Origin of the sequence: Mesorhizobium sp. LSJC269B00 (assembly GCF_000502815.1) — a bacterium.
Lineage (GTDB): Bacteria > Pseudomonadota > Alphaproteobacteria > Rhizobiales > Rhizobiaceae > Mesorhizobium.
Window position 1 is genome coordinate 26,978 of sequence record NZ_AYVN01000004.1, and the last position, 21,011, is coordinate 47,988.

Annotated in this window: 19 protein-coding genes; 9 read left to right on the plus strand and 10 right to left on the minus strand. The window is 60.8% G+C overall.

Features of this window, described 5'->3' with window-relative positions; genetic code table 11:
* Positions 1–471 precede the first annotated feature (471 nt).
* The 4 genes from X771_RS153780 (at position 472) to X771_RS153765 (ending at position 6,289) form a co-directional block, all read left to right on the plus strand.
* Entirely contained in the window at positions 472–1,659 is a 1,188-nt protein-coding gene (locus X771_RS153780) for a magnesium transporter (RefSeq protein WP_023736095.1), read from the plus strand.
* A gap of 530 nt (positions 1,660–2,189) precedes the next feature.
* Positions 2,190–3,407: a tetratricopeptide repeat protein gene (locus X771_RS153775; protein WP_197031261.1), complete on the plus strand. Its 1,218-nt coding sequence runs from the start codon at positions 2,190–2,192 to the stop codon at positions 3,405–3,407.
* Positions 3,404–4,228, plus strand: coding sequence for a FecR domain-containing protein (locus X771_RS153770; RefSeq protein ID WP_023687780.1), 825 nt, complete (start codon positions 3,404–3,406; stop codon positions 4,226–4,228). Before X771_RS153775 ends, X771_RS153770 begins: the two co-directional genes overlap by 4 nt.
* Before the next feature lie 90 nt (positions 4,229–4,318).
* Positions 4,319–6,289: an adenylate/guanylate cyclase domain-containing protein gene (locus tag X771_RS153765; protein ID WP_196813856.1), complete on the plus strand. Its 1,971-nt coding sequence runs from the start codon at positions 4,319–4,321 to the stop codon at positions 6,287–6,289.
* Positions 6,290–6,378: 89 nt separating this feature from the next.
* Here X771_RS153765 and X771_RS153760 read toward each other — a convergent pair whose 3' ends face one another.
* The 3 genes from X771_RS153760 to X771_RS153750 form a co-directional block, all read right to left on the minus strand.
* The gene (locus X771_RS153760; RefSeq protein ID WP_023667960.1) at positions 6,379–7,353 is read right to left on the minus strand and encodes a L,D-transpeptidase; all 975 of its coding nucleotides are present in this window, start codon (positions 7,351–7,353) and stop codon (positions 6,379–6,381) included.
* Positions 7,354–8,141: 788 nt separating this feature from the next.
* Positions 8,142–8,345 carry a hypothetical protein gene (locus tag X771_RS153755; RefSeq protein WP_023667962.1) on the minus strand — a complete coding sequence of 68 codons (204 nt, stop codon included), beginning with the start codon at positions 8,343–8,345 and terminating at the stop codon, positions 8,142–8,144.
* A gap of 289 nt (positions 8,346–8,634) precedes the next feature.
* Complete coding sequence (locus X771_RS153750; RefSeq protein WP_023681081.1) at positions 8,635–9,546, minus strand: LysR family transcriptional regulator; 912 nt, start codon at positions 9,544–9,546, stop codon at positions 8,635–8,637.
* A 176-nt stretch (positions 9,547–9,722) separates the two neighbouring features.
* Between X771_RS153750 and X771_RS153745 the strand changes: the two genes are divergently transcribed.
* The 5 genes from X771_RS153745 to X771_RS153725 all read left to right on the plus strand — a co-directional run bounded on the left by X771_RS153745 (position 9,723) and on the right by X771_RS153725 (position 15,654).
* The gene (locus X771_RS153745; protein ID WP_023687782.1) at positions 9,723–10,925 is read left to right on the plus strand and encodes an MFS transporter; all 1,203 of its coding nucleotides are present in this window, start codon (positions 9,723–9,725) and stop codon (positions 10,923–10,925) included.
* A gap of 297 nt (positions 10,926–11,222) precedes the next feature.
* Positions 11,223–12,050: a transporter substrate-binding domain-containing protein gene (locus X771_RS153740; protein ID WP_023687783.1), complete on the plus strand. Its 828-nt coding sequence runs from the start codon at positions 11,223–11,225 to the stop codon at positions 12,048–12,050.
* Positions 12,051–12,194: 144 nt separating this feature from the next.
* Positions 12,195–13,475, plus strand: a complete 1,281-nt coding sequence (locus X771_RS153735; protein WP_023687784.1) for an FAD-binding oxidoreductase — start codon at positions 12,195–12,197, stop codon at positions 13,473–13,475.
* Positions 13,476–13,494: 19 nt separating this feature from the next.
* A complete protein-coding gene (locus X771_RS153730; RefSeq protein WP_023687785.1) occupies positions 13,495–14,466 on the plus strand; it encodes an amino acid ABC transporter permease in 972 nt (323 codons plus the stop codon).
* A gap of 624 nt (positions 14,467–15,090) precedes the next feature.
* Positions 15,091–15,654, plus strand: coding sequence for a sigma-70 family RNA polymerase sigma factor (locus X771_RS153725; RefSeq protein WP_023667968.1), 564 nt, complete (start codon positions 15,091–15,093; stop codon positions 15,652–15,654).
* Here X771_RS153725 and X771_RS1000000166685 read toward each other — a convergent pair whose 3' ends face one another.
* From X771_RS1000000166685 to X771_RS153695, 7 genes are all read right to left on the minus strand, one after another.
* Entirely contained in the window at positions 15,655–15,831 is a 177-nt protein-coding gene (locus tag X771_RS1000000166685) for a hypothetical protein (protein ID WP_023667969.1), read from the minus strand.
* A gap of 142 nt (positions 15,832–15,973) precedes the next feature.
* Positions 15,974–16,192: a hypothetical protein gene (locus X771_RS153720; protein WP_023687786.1), complete on the minus strand. Its 219-nt coding sequence runs from the start codon at positions 16,190–16,192 to the stop codon at positions 15,974–15,976.
* A gap of 73 nt (positions 16,193–16,265) precedes the next feature.
* Positions 16,266–17,168 carry a class I SAM-dependent methyltransferase gene (locus X771_RS153715; RefSeq protein ID WP_023687787.1) on the minus strand — a complete coding sequence of 301 codons (903 nt, stop codon included), beginning with the start codon at positions 17,166–17,168 and terminating at the stop codon, positions 16,266–16,268.
* Between the two features lie 4 nt (positions 17,169–17,172).
* Positions 17,173–18,150, minus strand: a complete 978-nt coding sequence (locus X771_RS153710; RefSeq protein ID WP_245262552.1) for a GNAT family N-acetyltransferase — start codon at positions 18,148–18,150, stop codon at positions 17,173–17,175.
* Between the two features lie 8 nt (positions 18,151–18,158).
* Positions 18,159–19,316, minus strand: a complete 1,158-nt coding sequence (locus tag X771_RS153705) for a glycosyltransferase (RefSeq protein WP_031202573.1) — start codon at positions 19,314–19,316, stop codon at positions 18,159–18,161.
* A 6-nt stretch (positions 19,317–19,322) separates the two neighbouring features.
* Complete coding sequence (locus X771_RS153700) at positions 19,323–20,255, minus strand: beta-xylosidase (RefSeq protein WP_023687790.1); 933 nt, start codon at positions 20,253–20,255, stop codon at positions 19,323–19,325.
* Positions 20,248–21,009 carry a TIGR04290 family methyltransferase gene (locus X771_RS153695; RefSeq protein ID WP_023687791.1) on the minus strand — a complete coding sequence of 254 codons (762 nt, stop codon included), beginning with the start codon at positions 21,007–21,009 and terminating at the stop codon, positions 20,248–20,250. The genes X771_RS153700 and X771_RS153695 overlap by 8 nt, the downstream gene beginning before the upstream one ends.
* Positions 21,010–21,011 lie beyond the last annotated feature (2 nt).

A 21,011-nucleotide genomic window follows, 5' to 3' on the forward strand; every position in this document is an offset into this window, starting at 1 on the left:
GGCGGCAAAGCGCCTCAATTCAGTCCTCGGCCGCGGGTCAAAGCACGACACTGCGGGACATTTCCGGCAATCTCATTTACCGGCGAACGACAACGACCAAATGGAGGACGGATGCCCAAGGTCAAAGGTGATACCGCTCTGGACAAGGAGCGCGCCAAAACAGAGAAGCTCCTCAAAAAGGTTGGATACACAGCCTTGAAGGAGGCCGGTGTGGTATCCAAGCGACCCGACCTCCCAGATCTAAAGATTGAAAAGCGAGGGAAGTAGCGCGGACACTCCCATGCTGACCTGACCGAAGGCACGCCCAAAATGTAGACGTCTGCTTTGCCTTCTCAAGCTAGGAGTGTGCAGGCGGCGCTTGCGACAACCACAAAGCGGACTGCTGGGGCCGGAAGAAGCTGTCGTATTTCCGCCCCGGTGCGATCCGATACTTCACAACTTTTTCACTTTCCAATTGGGGGGCCATAGCAAATGAACGAAGAGACCGGCGTTCAGAAGTTGGTGCGCACGCTGCGTGCTCGAGCACCTGATGACGCAGCTGAATTGCTCGCTAGAGAGTCTCCCGAGTTCATCCGCGACACACTAAAGCTGTTGCCGGACGGGCACGCCCGTAAGGTGGCCGAGCATTTGCCACTGCATATGCGGCCCATCAGCTCTCATGACGGTGAGATGGGTTTCGCGATCCCCGAGTCGCTCGTCGACGTGATGGACCCGATCCCCGCCAGCGTTCCTGTCGGGACGACGGTTGCTGCCGCGGTGGAAGCTGTCAGAGGCGCCCAGGTGCCGACCGAGCTCACTTATCTCTACGTCACGGACGAGGGCAATAGACTGGTTGGCCTGGCGGTCCTGCGCGATCTGATGCTGAGCGAACCCGACGCGATTGTCGATCACATCATGCTGCCCAGGCCGTTCGCTCTTGATGTCGGTCTCTCTTTGAGTAACGCATGCAAGGCGGCGGTACGGCGTCACTATCCTGTCTATCCGGTGGTGGATGCGGAGAACCGGCTGCTCGGGCAGGTTCGCGGCTGGCGATTGTTCGAGCAGCAAATCATCGAGATTTCCGCCCAGTCTGGCCAGATGGTAGGCCTCCAGAAGGAGGAGCGCTCTTTTACGCCGCTGTTTTCAGCCTTCCTGAAGCGTCATCCGTGGCTGCAGTTGAATCTCCTGACGGCCTTCATGGCCGCATTCGTGGTCAGTTCGTTCACAGGCACGATCGAGAAGATCGTTGCTCTGGCGGCGTTTCTCCCGGTCTTGGCCGGGCAGAGCGGAAACACCGGCTGCCAGGCACTGGCTATGACGCTGCGTGGCCTTGCCCTGGGGGATGTGGACAAACGACCGAAGCTGCACTTGGTGATGAGAGAGGGCGCGCTCGCGGCCGCCAACGGCGTGCTCGTCGGCGTTGTTGCGGCTGCGGCGATGTGGTTCTATGCCTCGAGGCAACCGGCGTCGGCGGCGCAGGCGCCGATGCTGGCACTTGTGATCCTGCTTGCCATGTCCGGATCGTGCCTCATGTCCGGCATCTCCGGCGTGCTGATCCCGTTGGGCCTGCGCCGGGTAGGCGCCGATCCGGCGGTCGCCTCGGCGATCTTCCTCACCACCGTGACCGATATTGTAGGCATGGGCCTGATGCTGGGGCTGGCCACCATGCTCGTGCTGTAGCAAGCTGCGTGCGGTGACGCGTCCCTGGGCGTTGAGGCAATGAGCTGACCTCGCGTTCAAAGAAATTGCAAGCCGGGCCGAATCGCACACGCCTCGTGAGAAGCACCTCCGGCAGCTCTCCGTCCCTTGCGAAACGCGACGGAAGGCCTTTGGAGAAGCCGTGGGTGACCTTGAAGCCTGGTGACCAGATACGCAGGATCGCCCACCCAATATTAATCTTGTCGGCTGTGCGATCCACTACTGATGAGATTTGATTTTGTTAAGCCTTGGGCCAAATACTTCAATCACGTGCAGCAATGTTGAGAAGAGTTTTTGACAATCAGCGCAGCCGAAATAGGAATAAACCCGATATCTTGTTGCGCAGCTGCAACAGCTGCTGAGGACTCGCATAAGTCCGGCGACCGTTCAGTCGCCTTTTTCTTGCAGTCGTGCTAAATCCCTCGCACTAGTCGGGTTTGGGGTGGGTTCTCGGCATGCAATCTTCGTTTCGAACGATCTTCGGCTTCGCCGCAGCGCTGCTTTGTGCCGGCGTGTTGCCGGCCGGCGCACAAGGTCTTTTTGGGGCCTATGACGATGCGTTTGCGGCCCGCATCGCCAGTCCGGCCGACAATGGAACGCTCGCCCAATTCGTCACGGTTGCGGTCAACGCTGGGCAATACGATCAGGCGATCTCCTCGATCGAGCAGTATCTGATCCAGTACCCCCGCGATGCGCGCGCCCGGCTTGCGGCCAGCCGGTTGTATTACCATGTCGGGTCCTATGAATTGGCCCGGCGGCAGGTGCAGTACGGCATCGAAGTCGGGGGTCTGACCGCAAGTGAGCAACAGGAAGCTGTTCGCCTGCTCGCCCGCATCGAGCGCGCGTTGCGTGGCGTCACCTGGGAACTCGCCCTGACCGGCGGCGTATTCAGCGCATTCACCGATTTTGAGCCAGGCGGGGCGCAGGACGACGACAGCTTCGTCTCGCCTTACGGGCAGGCGGAAGGTTTTGTGCGGTGGGACCTCGGCACGCCAAGTGCCGACGCGCTCGTTCTTTCGGGGTCGTTGACCGCGACTGAGCGTCTTTTCACGGAAGACCTGTCGGTTCCGGGTGGCGAGAAGACTTTTATCCACGGCAACGCAGCGATAACCTGGGACAAGGGACTGCCCAACAGCGGGATCGATTCGCTGCGCCTGCTGCTTTCCGCGTTCACCGTTACGGATCGTTTCGACAGCGACATTTACGAAACCGGTATCGGCCTCAGTGGACGTTTCGTCGTTCGCCCGACGGTCGAGACGACGCTCTTCGCCGGTGGCGGCTACATCGATCTAAGCGCCTCGCAAGGCATTTTCGCGGATAGCAGGGTCTTCTATGAGGCAGGCGGCAGCTACCGCTTCCGCAATGGCCAGGCGCTCGGCTTGCGCTTTGTCGGCTCGAATGACTTCGCTTCCGGATCGGGCGAAATCAGCCGCAGCTATACGGGCGAGGTCCGCTATGGCGGCCTGTTGATGAACGTACCGGATTTTTTCGCATGGTCGCACCAGATCGCCTTATCGGCCGGCCACAGCGACACTCCCGATCTGTCCGTCGGCATCGGCACAAATATCAAGAGCGACTTCTGGCGCATTGCCTCGGAAAGCGATTTTCAGCTGACGGAAGCGCAGAAGATCAGCGTCGATCTCGCCTACCGCAAAACCAACTTCGCCCTCGCCAACCGCGACCGAAAATCGTTCGAAATGCTCATGAGCTATACGTTGACGCTCAATTGAAAGAGGCCGCGATGAGGTATCATCAGATCGTCATTTTTATCGCCTGCCTCGCCTTCGCGGCACCATCCGCTGCTGAGACGGTCGGGTCGATGACGGCCTACCAGACCATCATCGTCCGCAATAACGGCGGGACGATGAACGTTGGCGCCGGCGTCGAACTCGGCGACCAGTTGCGCAGCAATCCCACCGGTCTCGGAATGCTGGTGTTCCGGGATGAATCGAGCGCCAAAATTGGTCCAAACACCAGCCTGACGATCGATGAGTTCGTCTACAATCCGGGCTCCGGGTCGGGAAAGATCGACATCGGGATGAACAGCGGCCTGGCCCGTTTTTATGGCGGCCAGGTTTCGAAAGGGGGCGTCATGCAGGTTGCGACGCCGCACATGGTGCTCGGAGCGAGAGGCGGCATCATCGAAGTGCTGGTGGCAGCCGGCCAGACCGTCGGCATATTGCGCGCCGGCCGCATGACCTGCACGATCAATGGCAAACGGCTGGTCATCACGAACCCGGGCTACGCCTGCACGTCGGACGATGGCAAGCTTCTGGCCGGCTACGGCGGCATCGACGCCTTCCCGATCTTGGACAGTATCGACCGGATAGCGGGAACCGGCCTGCCGGGCGCACCGGGTCCTGGGTTGGACGTAAGCGCAATTTGTGCGTCGGCTCTAGGCTCCTCGCTCAAAGTCTGCGGGTCCAGGGACGGCGCACTGCCAGGAGTGGTCATGGAATTCCCTGACAGCCCAACGCCACCTGCGGGCAGCGGGGGGCGGCGGGGCGAGTGTGAGGGTGAGGGTTGCTGCTACTACTACAACTGCGATTAGGCCTGGCTGCACGAGATGAGCCACTCGGTCGGTAGGCGCTGGGCTGATTGGCGGCAAGCCGGCAGACGCAAAATATCCGGCCTTGTGGTCGTGCTCCTGCTGCTCGCTTGCCATTTGGCTTTTGACGGGCCGTTGTCGCGCCTGCGTGAGCGGACGTACGACTTCTATCAGTTTCTCGCCCCACGTCAGGCGACGAGCAATCCTGTCGTGATCGTCTCGATAGACGACGCCAGCCTCAAGGCACATGGGCGATGGCCCTGGAACCGTGGCCTCTTGGCCGATCTGGTCAATGGCATCACGCAGTCCGGTGCGGCGGTGGTCGGGCTTGCGCTGGTACTCCCCGAGGCTGACACCTCGCCTGAGGGCATGGCCGGAGACAAGCGCCTGGCAGCGGCGCTGTCCAAAAATCGAACGGCGCTTGCCGTCAGCCTGGGCAATGAAGCGACGGTTTCAGAAGCAGAACCCAAAGCCGGCTGGTCGATCGTCGGGCAAGTACCCGATACACTTCCCGGCTTCACCGGTCTTACCGGGTCGCTTGCCGAATTCTCGAACGCCGCCGCAGGCCTCGGCGTGATTCGCACCTTGCCCGATCCCGACGGCGTACTGCGCCATGTGCCGCTGCTCTGGCTTCGCAACACCCCTCAACGCGCGCAGCTGTGGCCGTCTTTCGCACTCGAGCTCCTGCGCCTTTACGCTGGACAGGACGGTTACACAGCCCGGATGAATGCAGCCGGGTTCGACGCACTCAGGATGGCAGGCGCCATTGTGCCGCTCGAGCCGGAGGGGAGCATCCGCCTCTGGGAAACCGCCACCGACACGCCTCGCCTGTCTGCCAGCACTATCCTTTCGGGCCATGGCGATCCGCGGCTGCGGGACGCCATCGCCATTGTCGACCTGTCGGCTGTGGGCCTGACGCAGTACCTGCCCACGCCGACGAGTCCAGCGCGACCAGGAGCGGAGATCCACGCCGATGCGATCGGCCAGATGCTTGCCGGGCGCTTCCTGGCAGAGCCAGCGCACGCGCGTATGCTCGAGCGGCTCTGGTTTCTCCTCAGTGCCGTCGTTTTCATCGGGGTTTCCGGAGTGCTCGCCGGGCGTGTCGTGCTTGGCGCCCTCTCCCTGGCGCTGCTGGCCGTCACGCCGTTCGTGTTCGGCGCTCTCGAGTACAGCCTGCAGGGTGCACTCTATGACCCGCTGCAGCCGGCGCTTGCAACCATCATGGTTGCGGGCTTCGAAGGCTATGTCCTCTACAGGCGCAGCGAGCAGCGCCGGTCCACCCTCACGCGACAGTTCTCCCAATATCTGTCGCCCTCCGTGGTGCAGCGCCTCGCAAGCTCGGACACCGAGGCAATCCTGTCCGGCGAGAAGCGCGAGATCACCATTTTGATCAGCGACATACGTGGCTTCACGACCATGAGCGAACAGCTCGACACCCAAGAGATCGCCAAGGTGGTCAACCATTTCCTCGGCATTGCGACCGATGAGATCCTCAAGCGCGACGGCACCATCGACAAGTTCATGGGCGATGCGGTACTGGCCTTCTGGAACGCACCGCTAGATCAACCCGATCATCGTGAGCGTGCGCTGGACGCGGGCCTTGCCCTTATCGAGCGGGTGAGGCGCGAAGACGCCGCCTTCACCGCGGATGGCCATCGATCCATCGAAATCGGCGTCGCCATCGAGACCGGCATCTGCTCGGTAGGCAATTTCGGCTCCGAACGGCGCTTCGATTACACCGCGATCGGCTCCCCCGTGAACCGCGCGGCACGGCTCGAATCGACGACCAAGAAGCTGGGCATCCCCCTGGTGCTTGGACCCGGCTTTGCGGCAGGAGCATCGATGCCGGTCGTTCAGGCGGGCGCCTTTGAGCTCCAGGGTTTCAAGGGCGAGGTCCCGGTTTTCACCGTTCCGGAGATGCAAGCTGCTCAACAAGGTATGAGCCGCGAAGTAGAGAGCCAACGTGGTGAGCAATCTGGCGCCCCCGCCATGGTGGTTGGTTCGCCGCCATCCGTGCAAATGGCGCCGCTTGACCTGACACCCCGAACCCGGAGCATCCGCTGATCGGATCCAGCGGATCGCAAGATGCAATTGTCACGGGCACAGACGGACATCTTGTTTCGGCGACCATCGAGGGATGCGACGGCTTGCGTTCACTCGTCCTTGAAAGTCACCTTCATATGTTTGTGCACCATTGAGGCGAGGTCCTCGGCATCCCAGTTCGTGAGCCTGATGCAGCCGTGAGAGAAGGTCTTCCCGATCTTGCCGGGTTCGGGCGTGCCGTGAATGCCGTAGCTTTCGATGGAGAGGTCGATCCAGATTGATCCCACGGGATTGTTAGGGCCGGCAGCAATGGTGAAGGGCCGCTTGGTTTTGACTCCCTTGAATGCAAAATCGGGATCGTAGTGATAGGTCGGGTTGTGCACCACCCTTTGGATCTCTGCCTGCCCACTTGGTGCCGGCTTCTCGTCGCTCCCGATCGAGGCAGGGTAGACGGCAAGCGCTTTATTGGAGGGGTCGAGCACGCGCACCTGATGAGCGCCTTTGTCGACTTCGACGCCGGCAATGGTGGCGGGAGGTTCACCCCGGCCAACATCTGGTACCAGCAGCGTGGTTCCAGCTTTCCTGAATCCGGTGCCTGGGTTTAGCCTCCTGAGCAATGGTTCGCTCACATGGAAGCGCTCCGCCAGCTTCTCGATCGAGTCGTGATAGCCAAGCCTTCTCAGGCGAGCCATCCTCTCCATGCGCCGCGGAATGCGTTTGGTGAAGGGGCCGCGTACATCTTTGCGGGTCAGTTCAAAGGTGACCAGAGCTGGGCTGGTGGAGGTTGCCATCAGCTTGTCCCAAGTCGCCTGGGTGAGCTTGCCATCTGGCGCCAGTCCGTTCGACGCCTGGAAGGCCTTGACCGCCTTGGCGAAGTTCTCTCCAAGGCGGCCGTCGATGAGCCCCGGTGAGAAGCGCGCACGATCCAAAAAAATTTGCGCCTTCAGCACGGCAGGATCGAGCCCTTTCGGATCGCCGGCGGAGAATTGCGCCTGATTTACCGCGGCTAGGTCCAGCTTGGCCGCCTCCGTCCCGCCGCATGCGAAGGCGAGTGCAATGGCGAGGAGGAGAAGGAGCCTGATCATCGATTTCACTCCTTACGTTAAATCGCACCTGATCTGCTTCTATGACGCGCTGTCGCAGATCTGGTTCCATTCGCCGGTAGGAGGATCATAGGCAACCAGCCTTATGCCGCCGACCGGTCCGAGACGTTCGATGCCCATGCCTTGCCCCTCACGAGAGGCGTTGCTGGCCGCGCAGATCGGCAGTGTAAAAATGGCCTGGCCATGTTGACGTGAGCTTCTACCTTCAAACTGCCCACTACCTGGACCGGCAGTCAAATGGTCTCAGGGCAGCAAGTGAGGAGATGCGCTGGGAACCAGCTTGTCGGGCGGGTATTCTATTGATCTTCGGGATCGATAGATCCATGTTCCGTCGTCACTGTGATCGCGTTGTCGCCCGCGATTGCCCTAGCGTATTCGAAGCGCTCCAACTTCTGCCGATAGGCCTTTGAACATCGCGGTGGCCGAGTTCGTGATTTTGAAGTCGCCGCAACTCGGACAGCGAAACTCCCGGATGTCACCAACTGTCTCCGAATTAACGAGCGCCTGCTCATCTGTAATCGGGCAAATTGCGGCCATCCAAGCCATCGTGGTCCTCCGTCCTAAGGCCGTCCTCGATTACCCAAAAGGCATCGTCGAGTGCAAAATCCATTTCTGCCGACGCTCACCCCACCTGGAGTACTCCACCGAGTAGATTGCGCTCTCCACTCTCCAACCCGGAATGTGGATTAAAGCCAGTTCCTCGGCGAGCGATTTGCTGGTGGGCGGTAGGCGCTCTCGCTCTGGAGCCTCTCCCAAACGATCGGAGATGTTCATGTAGCGTCGGGCAGGACCGAAGGGCCGGAACGTGGCGTTTTCATCTCTTCGGCAATCACCAGCAGCGCCTCCAGAGCGACGGCGATCCCCGACATCACCGTACTTATGTCTGCGCTGCCGCCGAGCGTCGAAAGTTCGGCCGCTCGCGTTTGCATGCTTTGGCTCAGCTCTTGTAACTTCAGGCGCAGCTCGTCATCCATGTATGTTCTCCAAGCTTGACGCTGGAGGAACGCGCCTGCTTACAACCCGTTCCGCCGGTGGCCGCAGAGAACCAGAGACACCGCAGATGCTACAACTCGCGCTGTGGCGGCGCTTAGCATGGGCGGTGGATTGAGCCTCAGCGACTGACCGTCGGCAAATAGCGGATGCTTCAGTCTCGAAAAGGTGCTGGACGGCTCGATATGCACCGGCCCTTGGCCCTCGGTGCTGGTCCCATGCACAGTAAGGCCGTGCAAGTGCGCGCGGCCTCTGGGCTCAACATTCCAGTCGTCATGGTCCAAAGTTGTCCCAAGGTGGGTTCTCACCAAAGTGGGCGGCGAGAAGCGTCACGAAGCTTTGAACTTTGGCGGAAAGATGCCTTCTTGACGGGTACATCGCGTAGATCGACCGGCTTACCGGCTTGAACTGGGGCATCACTGTCTCCAGCTGGCCCGAACGAATGGCTTCTCCAACAAGGAAAGTGGGGCAAAGTACTATGCCTGCTCCACCCAGCGCCGCATCGCGCAGGAGCTGCCCGTTCGTTGCCGTCATCCGTGCAGTGATTTTTACCGCCACTTGCCCCTTTGGTCCGTCGAACCGCCATTTTCCGCGGCTGGCGCGCAACGCGTAGTCCAGACAATCATGGTCGTGGAGATCCGACGGCTTTGTGGGACGCCCGCGTCTGTCCAGATAATCGCGCGAAGCGCAGACCACCTCGCGTGACGGCGCGATTCGGCGAGCAACCAGATTGGAAACCGTGAGTGGAGCGATGCGTACCGCGACATCCAGGCCCTCTTCCACGATGTCAACCACACGGTCGTCCAACACCAACTCAACCGACACCTCCGGGTAGACCGCGAGATATTCTGCAACGACTCTCCCAAGGTGCATCGCGCCGAAGGAGATCGGCGCGCTGACACGCAGTGAGCCGGTCGGACGTGTCTTGCTCTCGGCCGCGCTCGTACGAACTTCCTCGACATCCTCGATTATGCGCAGACTGCGCTCGTAGACGGAGGCGCCGAGCTCTGTCAGGCTGATGCGCCGGGTCGTCCGGTTGAGAAGGCGTGCGCCAAGCCACTCTTCCAGCATTTGGACATGCTTGCTCACAGCCGCTGGCGATAGTCGCATCCGCTTGGCCGCTCCAGCGAAGCTGCCTTCACCGACGACGTTGGCAAACACGGTCATGCTGGTCAGCCGGTCCAACTGCAATCACCTCTTTCATTCACGTTTCGTGAGTTCACCATCCATATTTCCCTCGATTATCAATCCACAGTGGACAGATTATCTGAAGCCAGGCCGGGATCAATTGCCCGATCCGTCTCTCTAACATTTGCCCGAAACGTCGGCGTCGAGTGCCTTCTCGCGGGCTGGAGGTGATCATGTCTCTGACCAAAGCAGCCCTTCAGGAGAAACAGGGAGCCACTGTTCGCATGTGGCTCTCCGTGCTCACCGTATCGCTGGGTATTTTTTCGATGATCACTGCGGAGCAACTCCCTGTGGGGCTGATTCCGGCAATTTCTTCCGAGTTGAATGTCTCTATTGGGAGTGGCGGTCTCACGGTGACGATACCCGGCGTAATTGCGGCGTTCGCTTCTATCGGTTTGCCGTTGGCAGTGGGGAGGCTCGACCGGCGTATTCTGATGGCGGGCCTGCTCGCGGTAATGGCTGCGGCGAGCGTGATTTCAGCGCTCGCAACGAACTTTCCCGTTCTGCTTGCGTCCAGGCTGCTCGTCGGGATCACCATCGGTGGCTTTTGGGCGATAGCCGGGAGCATCGCAGTACGCCTTGTTCCTGGACCCTCCGTGCCGCGCGCCATGACTATTGTCTTCGGCGGTGTAAGTGCCGCTGCGGTGCTGGGCGTGCCGGCCGGCACGATCATCGGTGATCTAGTCGGCTGGCGCGGCGCGTTCTGGTCTCTCGCCGGCCTGAGCTTTGCCATACTGCTCGCCGCCCTGCTTGTGCTTCCGAAGCTGGAGGCGGCGCAGCCTGTGGAGGTGAAAGCCCTGCGTGCGCAATTGCGCAATCCCGCCCTCCTGTCGGGCGTGGTTGCGACCGCACTGCTGGTGGCTGCCCACTACGGTGCCTACACTTTCGTGAGCCCGGTGTTGCTGGAGGTCTCGGGCGTCACTGCAGGGAGCATAGGTTGGTTACTGTTGGGGTATGGCATTCTCGGAATGATTGGCAACGCCGTCGCAGGCGTCTGGGCCGCCAAATCCGTCGGTCGCACATTGGCCTGCATCGTCATTGGGCTCGGCGCCACGCTGGCTCTCTTCCCGTTGCTCGGGGTCACGCCGCTCACAGGAACCATCCTGCTGCTGGTGTGGGGCTTCGCGTATGGCGCGGCGCCCATCACGCTGCAGACGTGGGTGCTGAGTGCAGCACCAGAAAGCGCGGAGACCGCGACGGCCATCTACTGCTTCACTTTCAATCTTGCCATCTCCGTGGGTACCCTAGCGACCAGTCAGATCGTCGACACGATGGGCGTGAACAGGGTCCTCTGGGTCGACTCCGCCATCATCCTGCTGGTGCTGCTGCCGGTGTGCCGCGCACCCATGCTTAACCGGAACATCGGAAACTCGTAGACAGCAAGCCATCCTGTGCCGCCCATCCGACAATGATGTGATAGGTTGAAGTAGATCTTCGTTTCCTCTGTCTTGAAAGTCACGCGCGTCACATCAAACGCGGGTTCCGCCGCACCGTGCGGGTGCCGATGCTTTGCGCCCCCGGAGGACAACTGGCTACTTGAAAAAGGACTTGATCCCCTCGTCGATATGTGTGCTGATATGAGATCGATCTCATGCCGCGCTCTCAATTGCTATTTCTCTACGGGAGCGCGCTCTGGGAAGCATGTCTGAATAACGATGAAGAGGGAGGTTCAAGTGAGGAAATTGATCGCGTGGCTGGCCTTGGCCACTACCACGCTCGCGTTCGCGTCTGCGGCGTCGGCGGGTGAAACCATCGACCGGGTTACCTCGAAGAAGGCAATGGTGGTCGCCACAAACAGCGGTTGGCCGCCGCAGAGTTTCCTCGACGACAGCAATCAGTTGGTCGGCTTCGACATCGACGTCTCGAAAGAGATCGCAAGGCGCCTCGGTGTCGAGGTCAGTTTCGACACGCCGGACTGGGCGACGATGACGGGCGGCCATTGGCAGGGACGCTACGATCTGGGTGTCGGCTCGGTGACGCCGACCAAAGCGCGGGCCAAGGTGATCGATTTCGAAGGCATCTATTATTATAGCCCCTACGTTTACGTGGTTCACAAGGACAGCCCGGCCAAATCGGTCGCCGACCTGAACGGCAAGATCATCGGCGTCGAGACCGCCACCACGTCGGAGGATTTCATCCGTAGACAACTCGAGATCGATGCTCCCGGCCTGCCGCCCATCGAATACAAGCTGGAGCCCGGTGAGATCAGGACTTTCGCTGACTCAATGCTGCCGTTCGACGATTTGAGGCTCGGCGACGGCGTGCGCCTCAACGCGGTCATCGCACCAGAACAGACGGCTCAGAACGCGATAAAGAACGGCTACCCGTTGCGTGTCCTGGAAGGCGGCTATGCCTTCCGTGAGCCACTGGTGGTGATCGCGGAAAAAGGTGATGCCGAGTGGAATGCCAAGATCGGCGGCATTCTCGACGAGATGAAGAAGGACGGTACCCTCGCGAAACTGACCACCAAGTGGTACGGCAAGGATTACAGCTCTGACTGAGAGGCATCGTGGATAAAGCTTGAGCGGGGTGCATTCAATTGAACATCCCGCTCCATCTGTTTTGTTTCAGCCGCATTTCCACGACACCGGGCGGCTCCGCCTGCCTGCAAAATGCTCTAGTGCCGCCACCTCATCATATTGATCATGACATGTCCTGACACATATTACCGACGCACGCTTGCCGACAACACCATCAGACCGCCGCTGAGCGGCGTTTCCGAGTGCGAGACAGTCGTTGTCGGCGGCGGACTGGCCGGCCTGACGACGGCGTTGCAGCTGGCTCGCGCCGGCCAGCAGGTCGTCGTGCTTGAGGCGCAGCGGATAGGATTCGGCGCTTCCGGTCGCAATGGCGGCTTCGTTAATCCCGGTTTCGCCACCGGCACCGACAACATCGCCGCGATGGCCGGCGTCGACGCGGCACAAAAACTGCACCGCCTGTCCATCGAAGGCGTCGACTTCGTGCGGCAGACGATCCGCGATCTCGACGTCAAGGCGGCAGAGCCGCGCTCCGGTATATTGAGCGTGCTTCGCCACGATGGCGGCGCCGTGCTCAAGGCATATGCCGAGCAACTGGCGCGGGATTTCGACTACCGGCTCGACTATCTCGATCGCGACCAGGTGCGAGCGGTGCTGCATTCGGATCGCTACCACCAAGGCCTGCGCGATCCCAGCGCCTTCCACATGCATCCGCTTAACTATCTGCGCGCCGTTGCTGGCGAGATCGAGCGGCTGGGCGGCAGGATATACGAGAGAACGGCTGCCGTTGAAGCCAACCTTGACGGCGCCGAAAAGATCTTGCGTACCGACAGCGGCGAAGTGCGCGCCCGCCAGGCCGTAGTTGCCACCGGCGGATATACGGGCCCACTGGTCGGCCGGCTGCAGCGGGCATTCCTGCCTATCGCCACTTACGTTATGGTGAGCGAGGAGGCGCCTGACCTCATCGCCAAGGCGATTACGACGACCGACGCCGTCGGCGATAACCGTCGCGCAGGCGATTATTACCGTGTTGTCGAAGGCGGCAGGCGGCTGCTCTGGGGAGGGCGCATCACCACCCGGGCAGCCTCATCGGGCGTGTTGGCGAGGCAATTGCGCCGTGAGATGGTCACCACTTATCCGCAGCTCGAACACCTCAAGACCGAACTCGCCTGGTCCGGGCTCATGTCTTATGCCCGGCACATGATGCCCCAGATAGGCCCGTTGCAGCCGGGCGTCTGGTACCTCACGGCTTTTGGTGGCCATGGCATCAACACCACGGCGATCGCCGGCAAGTTGATCGCCGAAGCCATACTGGGACAATCGGACCGTTACCGGCTGTTTGCACCATTCGGCCTTGCCTGGGCGGGCGGCCCGGCTGGACTTGCGGTTGCGCAACTCACCTACTGGAAGCTGCAGGCGCAGGATTGGTGGCGCGAGCGGGCCCGCTGACCGCAGGGAGATCGAAGACGTGATCGGCCGACTATTGCTCAACCACCCGGACGCGGCGCGCCGCGTTGGCGTGTTCTTCGTGCTCGCCGCCATCGCCGCCGGCCTGTATGGGCTCGGCATCAAAGCCAGTTGGCTCGGCAAGCTCGTTCCGGGGTCGGTCGAGTGGCTCGCCGCCAACCCGGACGTCGGGCGGGCGGTCTCGGCGGTGCTGATCGCATTGATCTTGGTGGCGAACTGGAACGCGCTGCGGTATCTCAGCCGCAAACAGCAGATTGTGGCAGTTTGGATAGAGCTGTTCGTGTTGCTAATGTTGTTTTTCTATTCCTTCGACCTGTCCTTCGCGTTCATCGCCAAGAAGATCGGCTTCCTCGTCTCGAAGGGTGTGGTGACGACCCTCTACATTTCGGCCATTTCGATCGCCATCGCCACCCTCATCGCCTTCGTTGGCGCCATCGCCAAACTTTCCCGCAACGGCGTGGTCTATGGCTTGGCGACCTTCTATACCTCTCTGTTTCGTGGCTTGCCGTTGCTGATGCAGATCTACATCATCTATCTCGGCCTGCCGCAGATTGGCTACGTGATCGGCGCCGTGCCGGCTGGCATCATGGCGCTGTCGCTCTGCTACGGCGCGTACATGACCGAGATCTTCCGGGCCGGCATCGAAAGCATCTCGCGCGGCCAGACCGAGGGTGCTACGGCACTCGGCCTTAGCGCTAACCAGACGATGTTCCTGGTCATCCTGCCGCAGGCGATGCGCGTCATCGTGCCGCCGACCGGCAACCAGTTCATTGCGATGCTGAAGGATTCTTCGCTGGTCTCGGTGGTCGGGGTCTGGGAGATCATGTATCTCGCACGCACGCAGGGCCAGACCGAGTTCCGCCACATCGAGATGCTCATCACCGCCTCGATGATCTATTGGCTGCTCTCGATGGGGCTCGAGTTCCTTCAGTCGCGGATCGAGGACCGGTTCGGGCGCTCACTCAAGCGCTGATCGTCATCCGTGATCTTCGCCAAAGCGAGTTGCACAGCACCGCAACAGCCAGCTTCGGAGAGCAGCTGCAGATTGTACGCGACAGCATGCCGTTCGGCGACGTCGTGAGGGGTGAATCAACCCGGTATTTCATCGGCTTAGCCCGATCGGAGGGCAGAATAGAGCAAGTGCTGGACGAGCATGTTCGTTGGCCGACCGCCCGGCAACTACGACCGATTGCTGGATTTCACCCGCGCCAATAAGTTAACAAAATAAATGACTCTAACATGTCTCCGGGCCAACCATTATCGCTATGTATCGATGGTAGCCGAGTTCGCCACGTGGTTCGCCAATAGGTTTGTCAGCAGTGGTTTGCGCGTTACCAGCCGCACGACTCGGTCCATGCCCTGCACAGCCAAACGCACCGGCGAGACTTCCCGGGAATGAAGCTCGGCATGGTGTTTCGTTCCTTTGAAGTGGGCGTGGTTGGGGGAAGACCGTAGTCGGCGTGTTCGCGCCCGGTGGAATTTTCGAAGAGTTGTTTCCAACGGCGGGAACGAACCAAACTTCCATGCATTTAGCTCTGGCTTCGTTCATTCACTCTTTCTTCTGGGAGCTGGACCATTGTCATCCGGAGGCTATCTCTTGGCCGACCAACAAACCAATGACGTTTCCATCGTTGATCTGATACCTGCCCTGCGGGCTTTCGCGCGCACCTTCTGCCGCGTTCCAGACGATGCCGACGATCTGGTGCAGGAAACGTTGACCAAAGGGCTCGCCAACATCGACAAGTTCGAACCTGGTACACGCATGAAGTCGTGGCTCTTCACCATCATGCGCAACACCTACTACACCCGGATCAAGATCGCTGCACGGGAAGCGCCAGGCCTTCTAGACTGCGCGTCTTCGAGACCGATTTCGGAAGCTACCCAGGAATGGACCGTTCAGAGCAAGGAAGTTCACGGCGCCATCCAAAAGCTGCCCGAACATCAGCGCGAGGTGCTGATGCTGATCGGCGTTTTAGGAGTGGGCTACGAGGAAACCGCCGAAATCTGCGGCTGCGCGGTAGGGACGGTCAAGAGCCGGCTGAACCGTGCCCGCGCCAACATCCTTGAGCTACTCGGGGAGAGCTCGTTGCAGACATTGATAGAAAGGCGAAATCAGCTGTCGGATGGTCAGCTCGATATAGAGGTCGACAGCCGCAGATAATCAGCTCTTCACGTCTCGCCGACGCTTCTCGACGAGAGCATTTTGCAATTGGATCGCCAGCTTGGATAGGCGGTCTGGTATCTTTTCCTGCTCTATGGCGGCCAGCAGGGAAGCAATCTCCTGATCCACTGCCATCTCGACAAGCAGATCCGTGGTATCGTCGCTCGAATGAGACATCACGTTCTCTTGATAGCATCCCTAGATCCAAGTCTGATGATGAGCGCTCGGCACTACAAGGCGTTGTCGACCGCCGAGAGGCTCACCGGCGGCCCTTGCACAGTTTTTTCTCCGTGCCGCGGCAAGACGCGGCGCGGTGGCGTCAGTCCTTCAGCAACCGGTTTGCGGCGTGATCCTGAAATTGATCGGACTTGGTTCGATTGCCGTCCAGCCCGCGCTCTCGGCCATGTTGCTTCCTGTCGCGGTTGGACAAAACCGCGTTTTCCTCGATCTTGTCCTTGTCCAAGGTGGTCATTGCGCCGGCGCCGGCACCTTTGCCTTGGCTGCCTTGTCCGAAATGCTTTTTGCTGCCGGATGCCATGATCTCCTCCTTCGAATTCAGGACACCGATCGGTGCCGACGCCCGAACCGGCATCGCGCTGTAATGTTCCGTCTCACCCAGCAAGCAGGAAGGCGTCGCCATCCCATGACCGAAACGGCTTCTCGCCGTCGATGACGACCCGCAATTGGTGAGCTTGCGCAAGACGGCCGATGTCGGCCCGATCCAAAGAAAGCGATCCGCGATAAGAATAGTTCAGCAATGCGAGCCGGCCCGGCCGTTTGAGAACGCGCGCAATTTCATCGAAAAGCCGCTCAGCCATGCCGGCCAGGACCAGGTAGGGAAAGCTGTCGACCGCCAACACGCAATCGAAACTGTCGTCGTCGAAGTCGGCCAGATCGAGACCGGAGGTTTGGCGCAGTTCGACATTGCCGAGCGTTGCGCATTGCTCGGAGGCGATAGAGATCATCCGCGACGATATGTCGATGCCGACCATCCGCTTGAAGGAATTGAACAGCGCGCGCTCGAAACGTCCGATGCCGCAACCGATGTCGAGAATGTCTCGTTCAATTCCGGTGAATTCTCGCGCCTCGAGCCATTCAACGATTTCGTCGGTCATGGCTGTCAGCCGCTTGTCATCGCCAAGGGATCCTAACTGGACACTTGCGGCTGTCGAAATTGCTGCCGCGGCATCAAAACTCGAGGCCAGCCGCGTGACGACGGCGATATCCGTCTCGCCGTTACCGCGTTCATGCCGAACGGCGCCGCCTGTCGCTCGCAAAGTGGCAAGGACGCCCGGTTTGTGGCGCAGCAGTCCAGCGACCTTTCGCAGTCTTTCAGCATCGCCGGTATCCGCCGGACGGACTTTCAGCACGACCTCCGCCAATTCCGCCGCTTCAATTGTGGGCGGCAGGTGAAGCGCCAGCCTGACGAGAACAGCTTCGGCGCAGGCACCATCGGCCACACAACCTTCGACCGCCCGTCTGACCGATGTCCGGCGCTGCGCGTGCACACTCATGACATCAACTCCGCGTCCAGATCCTCCGCATCGTCCACCTGTCAACGGCGCCCCAGCCGTATTTGTAGGCCTCCTGGCCGCGCAGGAAGTCGAACTCGCGCGCATCCTCGCGGATCGACTCCGCGATCGCGTGGCCGATCAGGATCGCCCCTGGGCTCTCCTCGGCATAAGCAGGATCGAGGCCGCCGAGATAGGCATAGGCGCGGCCGCGGTGGTGAAATCCGTAATAGGCGGCGACAGTCGTGCCATCGATCGCGAGCAACCAGCATCGGACCAGACCGTGAGCATCGAGCAAGGGAAGTGAAAGCCCATGGAAGTGCTGCACGGCGGGGTTGGCCAATACACCACCTCCATGTCCAACCCAGCGTGCATGGTGCAGGCGGATCAATTGGTTCAGGAAGTTCTGATCGCCCCGGGCTGACGCCAACGCGAGCCGGCCGCGTCTGGACGCCGCTTGGCGCGCCCGGCGCAACTGGCGCCTGCGCCGAGCGGGAACGCAGCCGGCCAACGTGTCGTCGCCGGCAACAGCAAGCACGGGGCAGGCTGCATGAATTACCGGCCTCTCGACCGTTAAACCGGGATGCGCGATCGTAAGACCGGCACTGTTTTGCGGCAGATCAGACAATATCCATTGTGACCACCCGACCGAGCAGATCGTTTCGGCAATTGTGGACACGACCGCCGCCTCGATATCCCGGACAGCCAGGATGTCCAGATAATCGCTGAGCGAAATACCGACCGGAAGCAGCTTCGAACCGGCCGTTCCATGCTCGAGATAGAGTGGCGCCAGCCCGACCAGATCGCCGCCACGCCAGACCGCGACTGTCGCCAGTTCACCGGGTGCGAATGCGCGCCACCATGGCACCAGCCAGGCGGGGGATTGGAACGGCGTCGCACAGGAACTCTGCTCCCACAGTTTCCACCAGTGCGGCGTCAAGGCATCGAATTTTACGGGGTCATCGATGATTTCACTGCGCAACACTGCTTTTCTCACGGTGCCGCAGCGAAGCGCCGGCAATCTGTGCCAAGTTGTGCCAGCGCCTGATAGGCAGCCATATACGACGAGATCATCCGTTCCAGCGAAAACCGCCGTCGCGCCTCCACCCGGCACGCCTCGGCGTCCAGGCTGGGCGCCGCAAGAATGGCTTGGGCCATCTCGTCGACTGTATTGACGAGAAAGCCCGTCCTGCCGTGCTCGATTACATCCGCAAGCGCACCATTCGGGAATGCGACCACCGGGGTACCGCAGGCGAGGGCCTCCATGGCGACAAGCGAGCTTGTCTCGGCGGCGAGGCTTGGAATGACCAGACAGCGGGCTGCGTTGAGAAAGCGCCTCTTGGCGTTAAAACCGAGCGGGCCCAAGAAGCTGCGGCGAGCATCAAGACGGGATTGGACCTCGTCGCGAAAGTAGCGCGTATGTGTTTCGTAGGGGTAGACCTTGCCGCCGATGACCAGGGGCACGCCCGCCTGTTTGGCCGCGTCCAGGGCCAGGTGAATGCCCTTTTCCGGGCAGACCCGGCTGAGAACCAGGGCAAAGTCTCGCTTCGGCTGCACCAGGCTCAGTGCTTCGATGTCAACGCCGTTGGGAATCGGCGCCACCAGTCTGGCCCCTGGTGGCGCCGTTTGCTGCTGGGTGGGCGAGACCGCATGGAGCCACAGGTCGTCGCGCGTCGGTCGCAGAGCCTCGGCCGGATACCAGTCCAAGGGCAGGTGGAGGCTCACCAGGGTCGGACCATCGTCGGGCAGATAGGCATGAAAATCGATGCCGTGCAGATGAACCACATCGATCGGCCATCGGGCGCGGGCAGCGGCGATCGCTTTGCGATGAGCCTGCTGCGCGCGGCTCTTCGCCGCCTCGTCGAGCACGCCGTTTTCAGCCGGTATTTCCACAAGGGTACCGCTCGCGCTGGAGCCGCGGCAGCCAATGACGATAGAGCGGTGGCCGGCGCGAACCAGCGCCCGATCGAGCATCGACAGAACCTGTTCGGCACCGCCGACAGCATCGGGTCCGACGGGTGCGAGAGGGTAGGCGACATTGAGGACAGTGAGCGCCGCGGCTGGTTGGGCCTCGGTCCCGTACGCCGCACCACCTGTCGATGGTGCCGCTAATTCGTCCAATGTGTCGGGCGTCTGATGCATCGGTAGCATGACATTTCACGCTGCCGAGGCCCGCCGCGTCGGGAGCGAATTGGACGCCATGCCGGGCGCATAGCGGCGGATCATGGTTGCGCAGAATTCCGCGAACTCCTCCGGCACCAGTGGCGGGCTGGTGTGGTGGGGCATCATTCCCCGATGCTCCGGTGTAAAACAAAAGGTGACCGTCACGTCGAAATCGGCGAGTGCCTCCATCTGCCGGTCGAACCAGTCCAGCGCGTTCGGTCGGAAGCTGTCTGCCCAGGAAAGCCCCGTGCGCATATTGGTGACGCCCAGCCGCTTCATCCAGGCGACAGCATCGTCCAGCCGGGGGTCCTCGAAATGAAACCACTGCACCAGCCCCATTGCGGGCGAGTAGCGCAGGAACTCCTCCAGCGCTGGTTTTGGCGTGCCGTCCTGGCGCAGCAGCCCCATGTGGAAATGTCGATAGTAAGAAGAGCCCTCCGCCTCGCGATGCCGCGTCGTTGCTTCCCATTCGCGCGGAAGATCGTAGAGGCTGTACCACTGGATACGTGGTGCGTTGCCAATCAGCAACTCGGCGGTGCGCTTGAGCCCCCAGACCTGGATTTCTTCCGCGCCGAAGGTCGATACGCCGACTTCGCTGACCCAGATGGGAAGGTTGGTGACGGTCGCGATCTCGCCGATCTTCTGCGGCCATTCGTGGATCTGCCACAGGTTCCAGTCGAGCGGAAAGCCGTGCACGGCGACGGCATCGACATGGTCCAGCACGCCGAATTCCTTCATGCGGGTGATAAAGCCCGGATCTATCGGCGAGATGCCACCGAGTACTTTCGTCAAAGACGGGTTCTCCGACGCGATTGCGTCAGCCGACAAGATCGCCATCCTGGCAAAGCGGCTCCAATCGGGATCGAGCTCTGGGTCCCAATGCGATTTGTTGTTGGGCTCGTTCCAGATCATGGCGGCTTCAATCATGGAGCTGTCCTTTCGAGGGATAGATGGCGCCGCCGCCGGCCGGGTCCCCGGCTGCGCGGCAGAAATAGACCTCCTGCTCGGGGTGCAGAACGATCTCGAAACCGGCGCTGCGCAGCATCGCTTCGGTGCAGGCGCGGTTTGGAATCCACCAGTTGGTGGGATCGTCGGCATAGCGGTGCTCGATGAAATGCAGCTTGGGAAATTGCGGCTGGTCGAACAGGTCATGCGTCCAGAAATGATAGTTTTCTTCCAACTCGGGCAGATCCGCGCTGCCGCGCTGCATGGACTGGAAGATCATCAGGTCACGGGCGACATGTTCGCGGATCAGGTCGAGCGCGAGCAAGGGGTGGCGCAAATGGTAAAGCACCCCCATGAACAGCACGACATCGAATGTCTCGCGCAGCGAGCCGACGTCGTAGACCGAAAGCTTCTGGAATTCGATCTCGCAATCGGCAACCTCGGCCGCAAAGCGAGCTTGGGCCAGATAGGCGTCATCGAAATCGATGCCGAGGACACGGTCAGCACCTCGCCGTTTCATCTCGATGGAGTAAAATCCTGCATTGCAGCCGATATCGAGTACCGCCTTGCCTGTCAGATCAGCGGGAATGGCATTGGCAAATTTGCGCCATTTGATCAGCGGGTAGTTGCCCAGAAAATGGTTGGGAGCGGTTTCGACGCCGGCAAGTTCCATGTTGTGGAACCATGGGCCGAGCGCATCGATGCGGCGGCGGATTTCGGCATGGGAATGCAGCATGG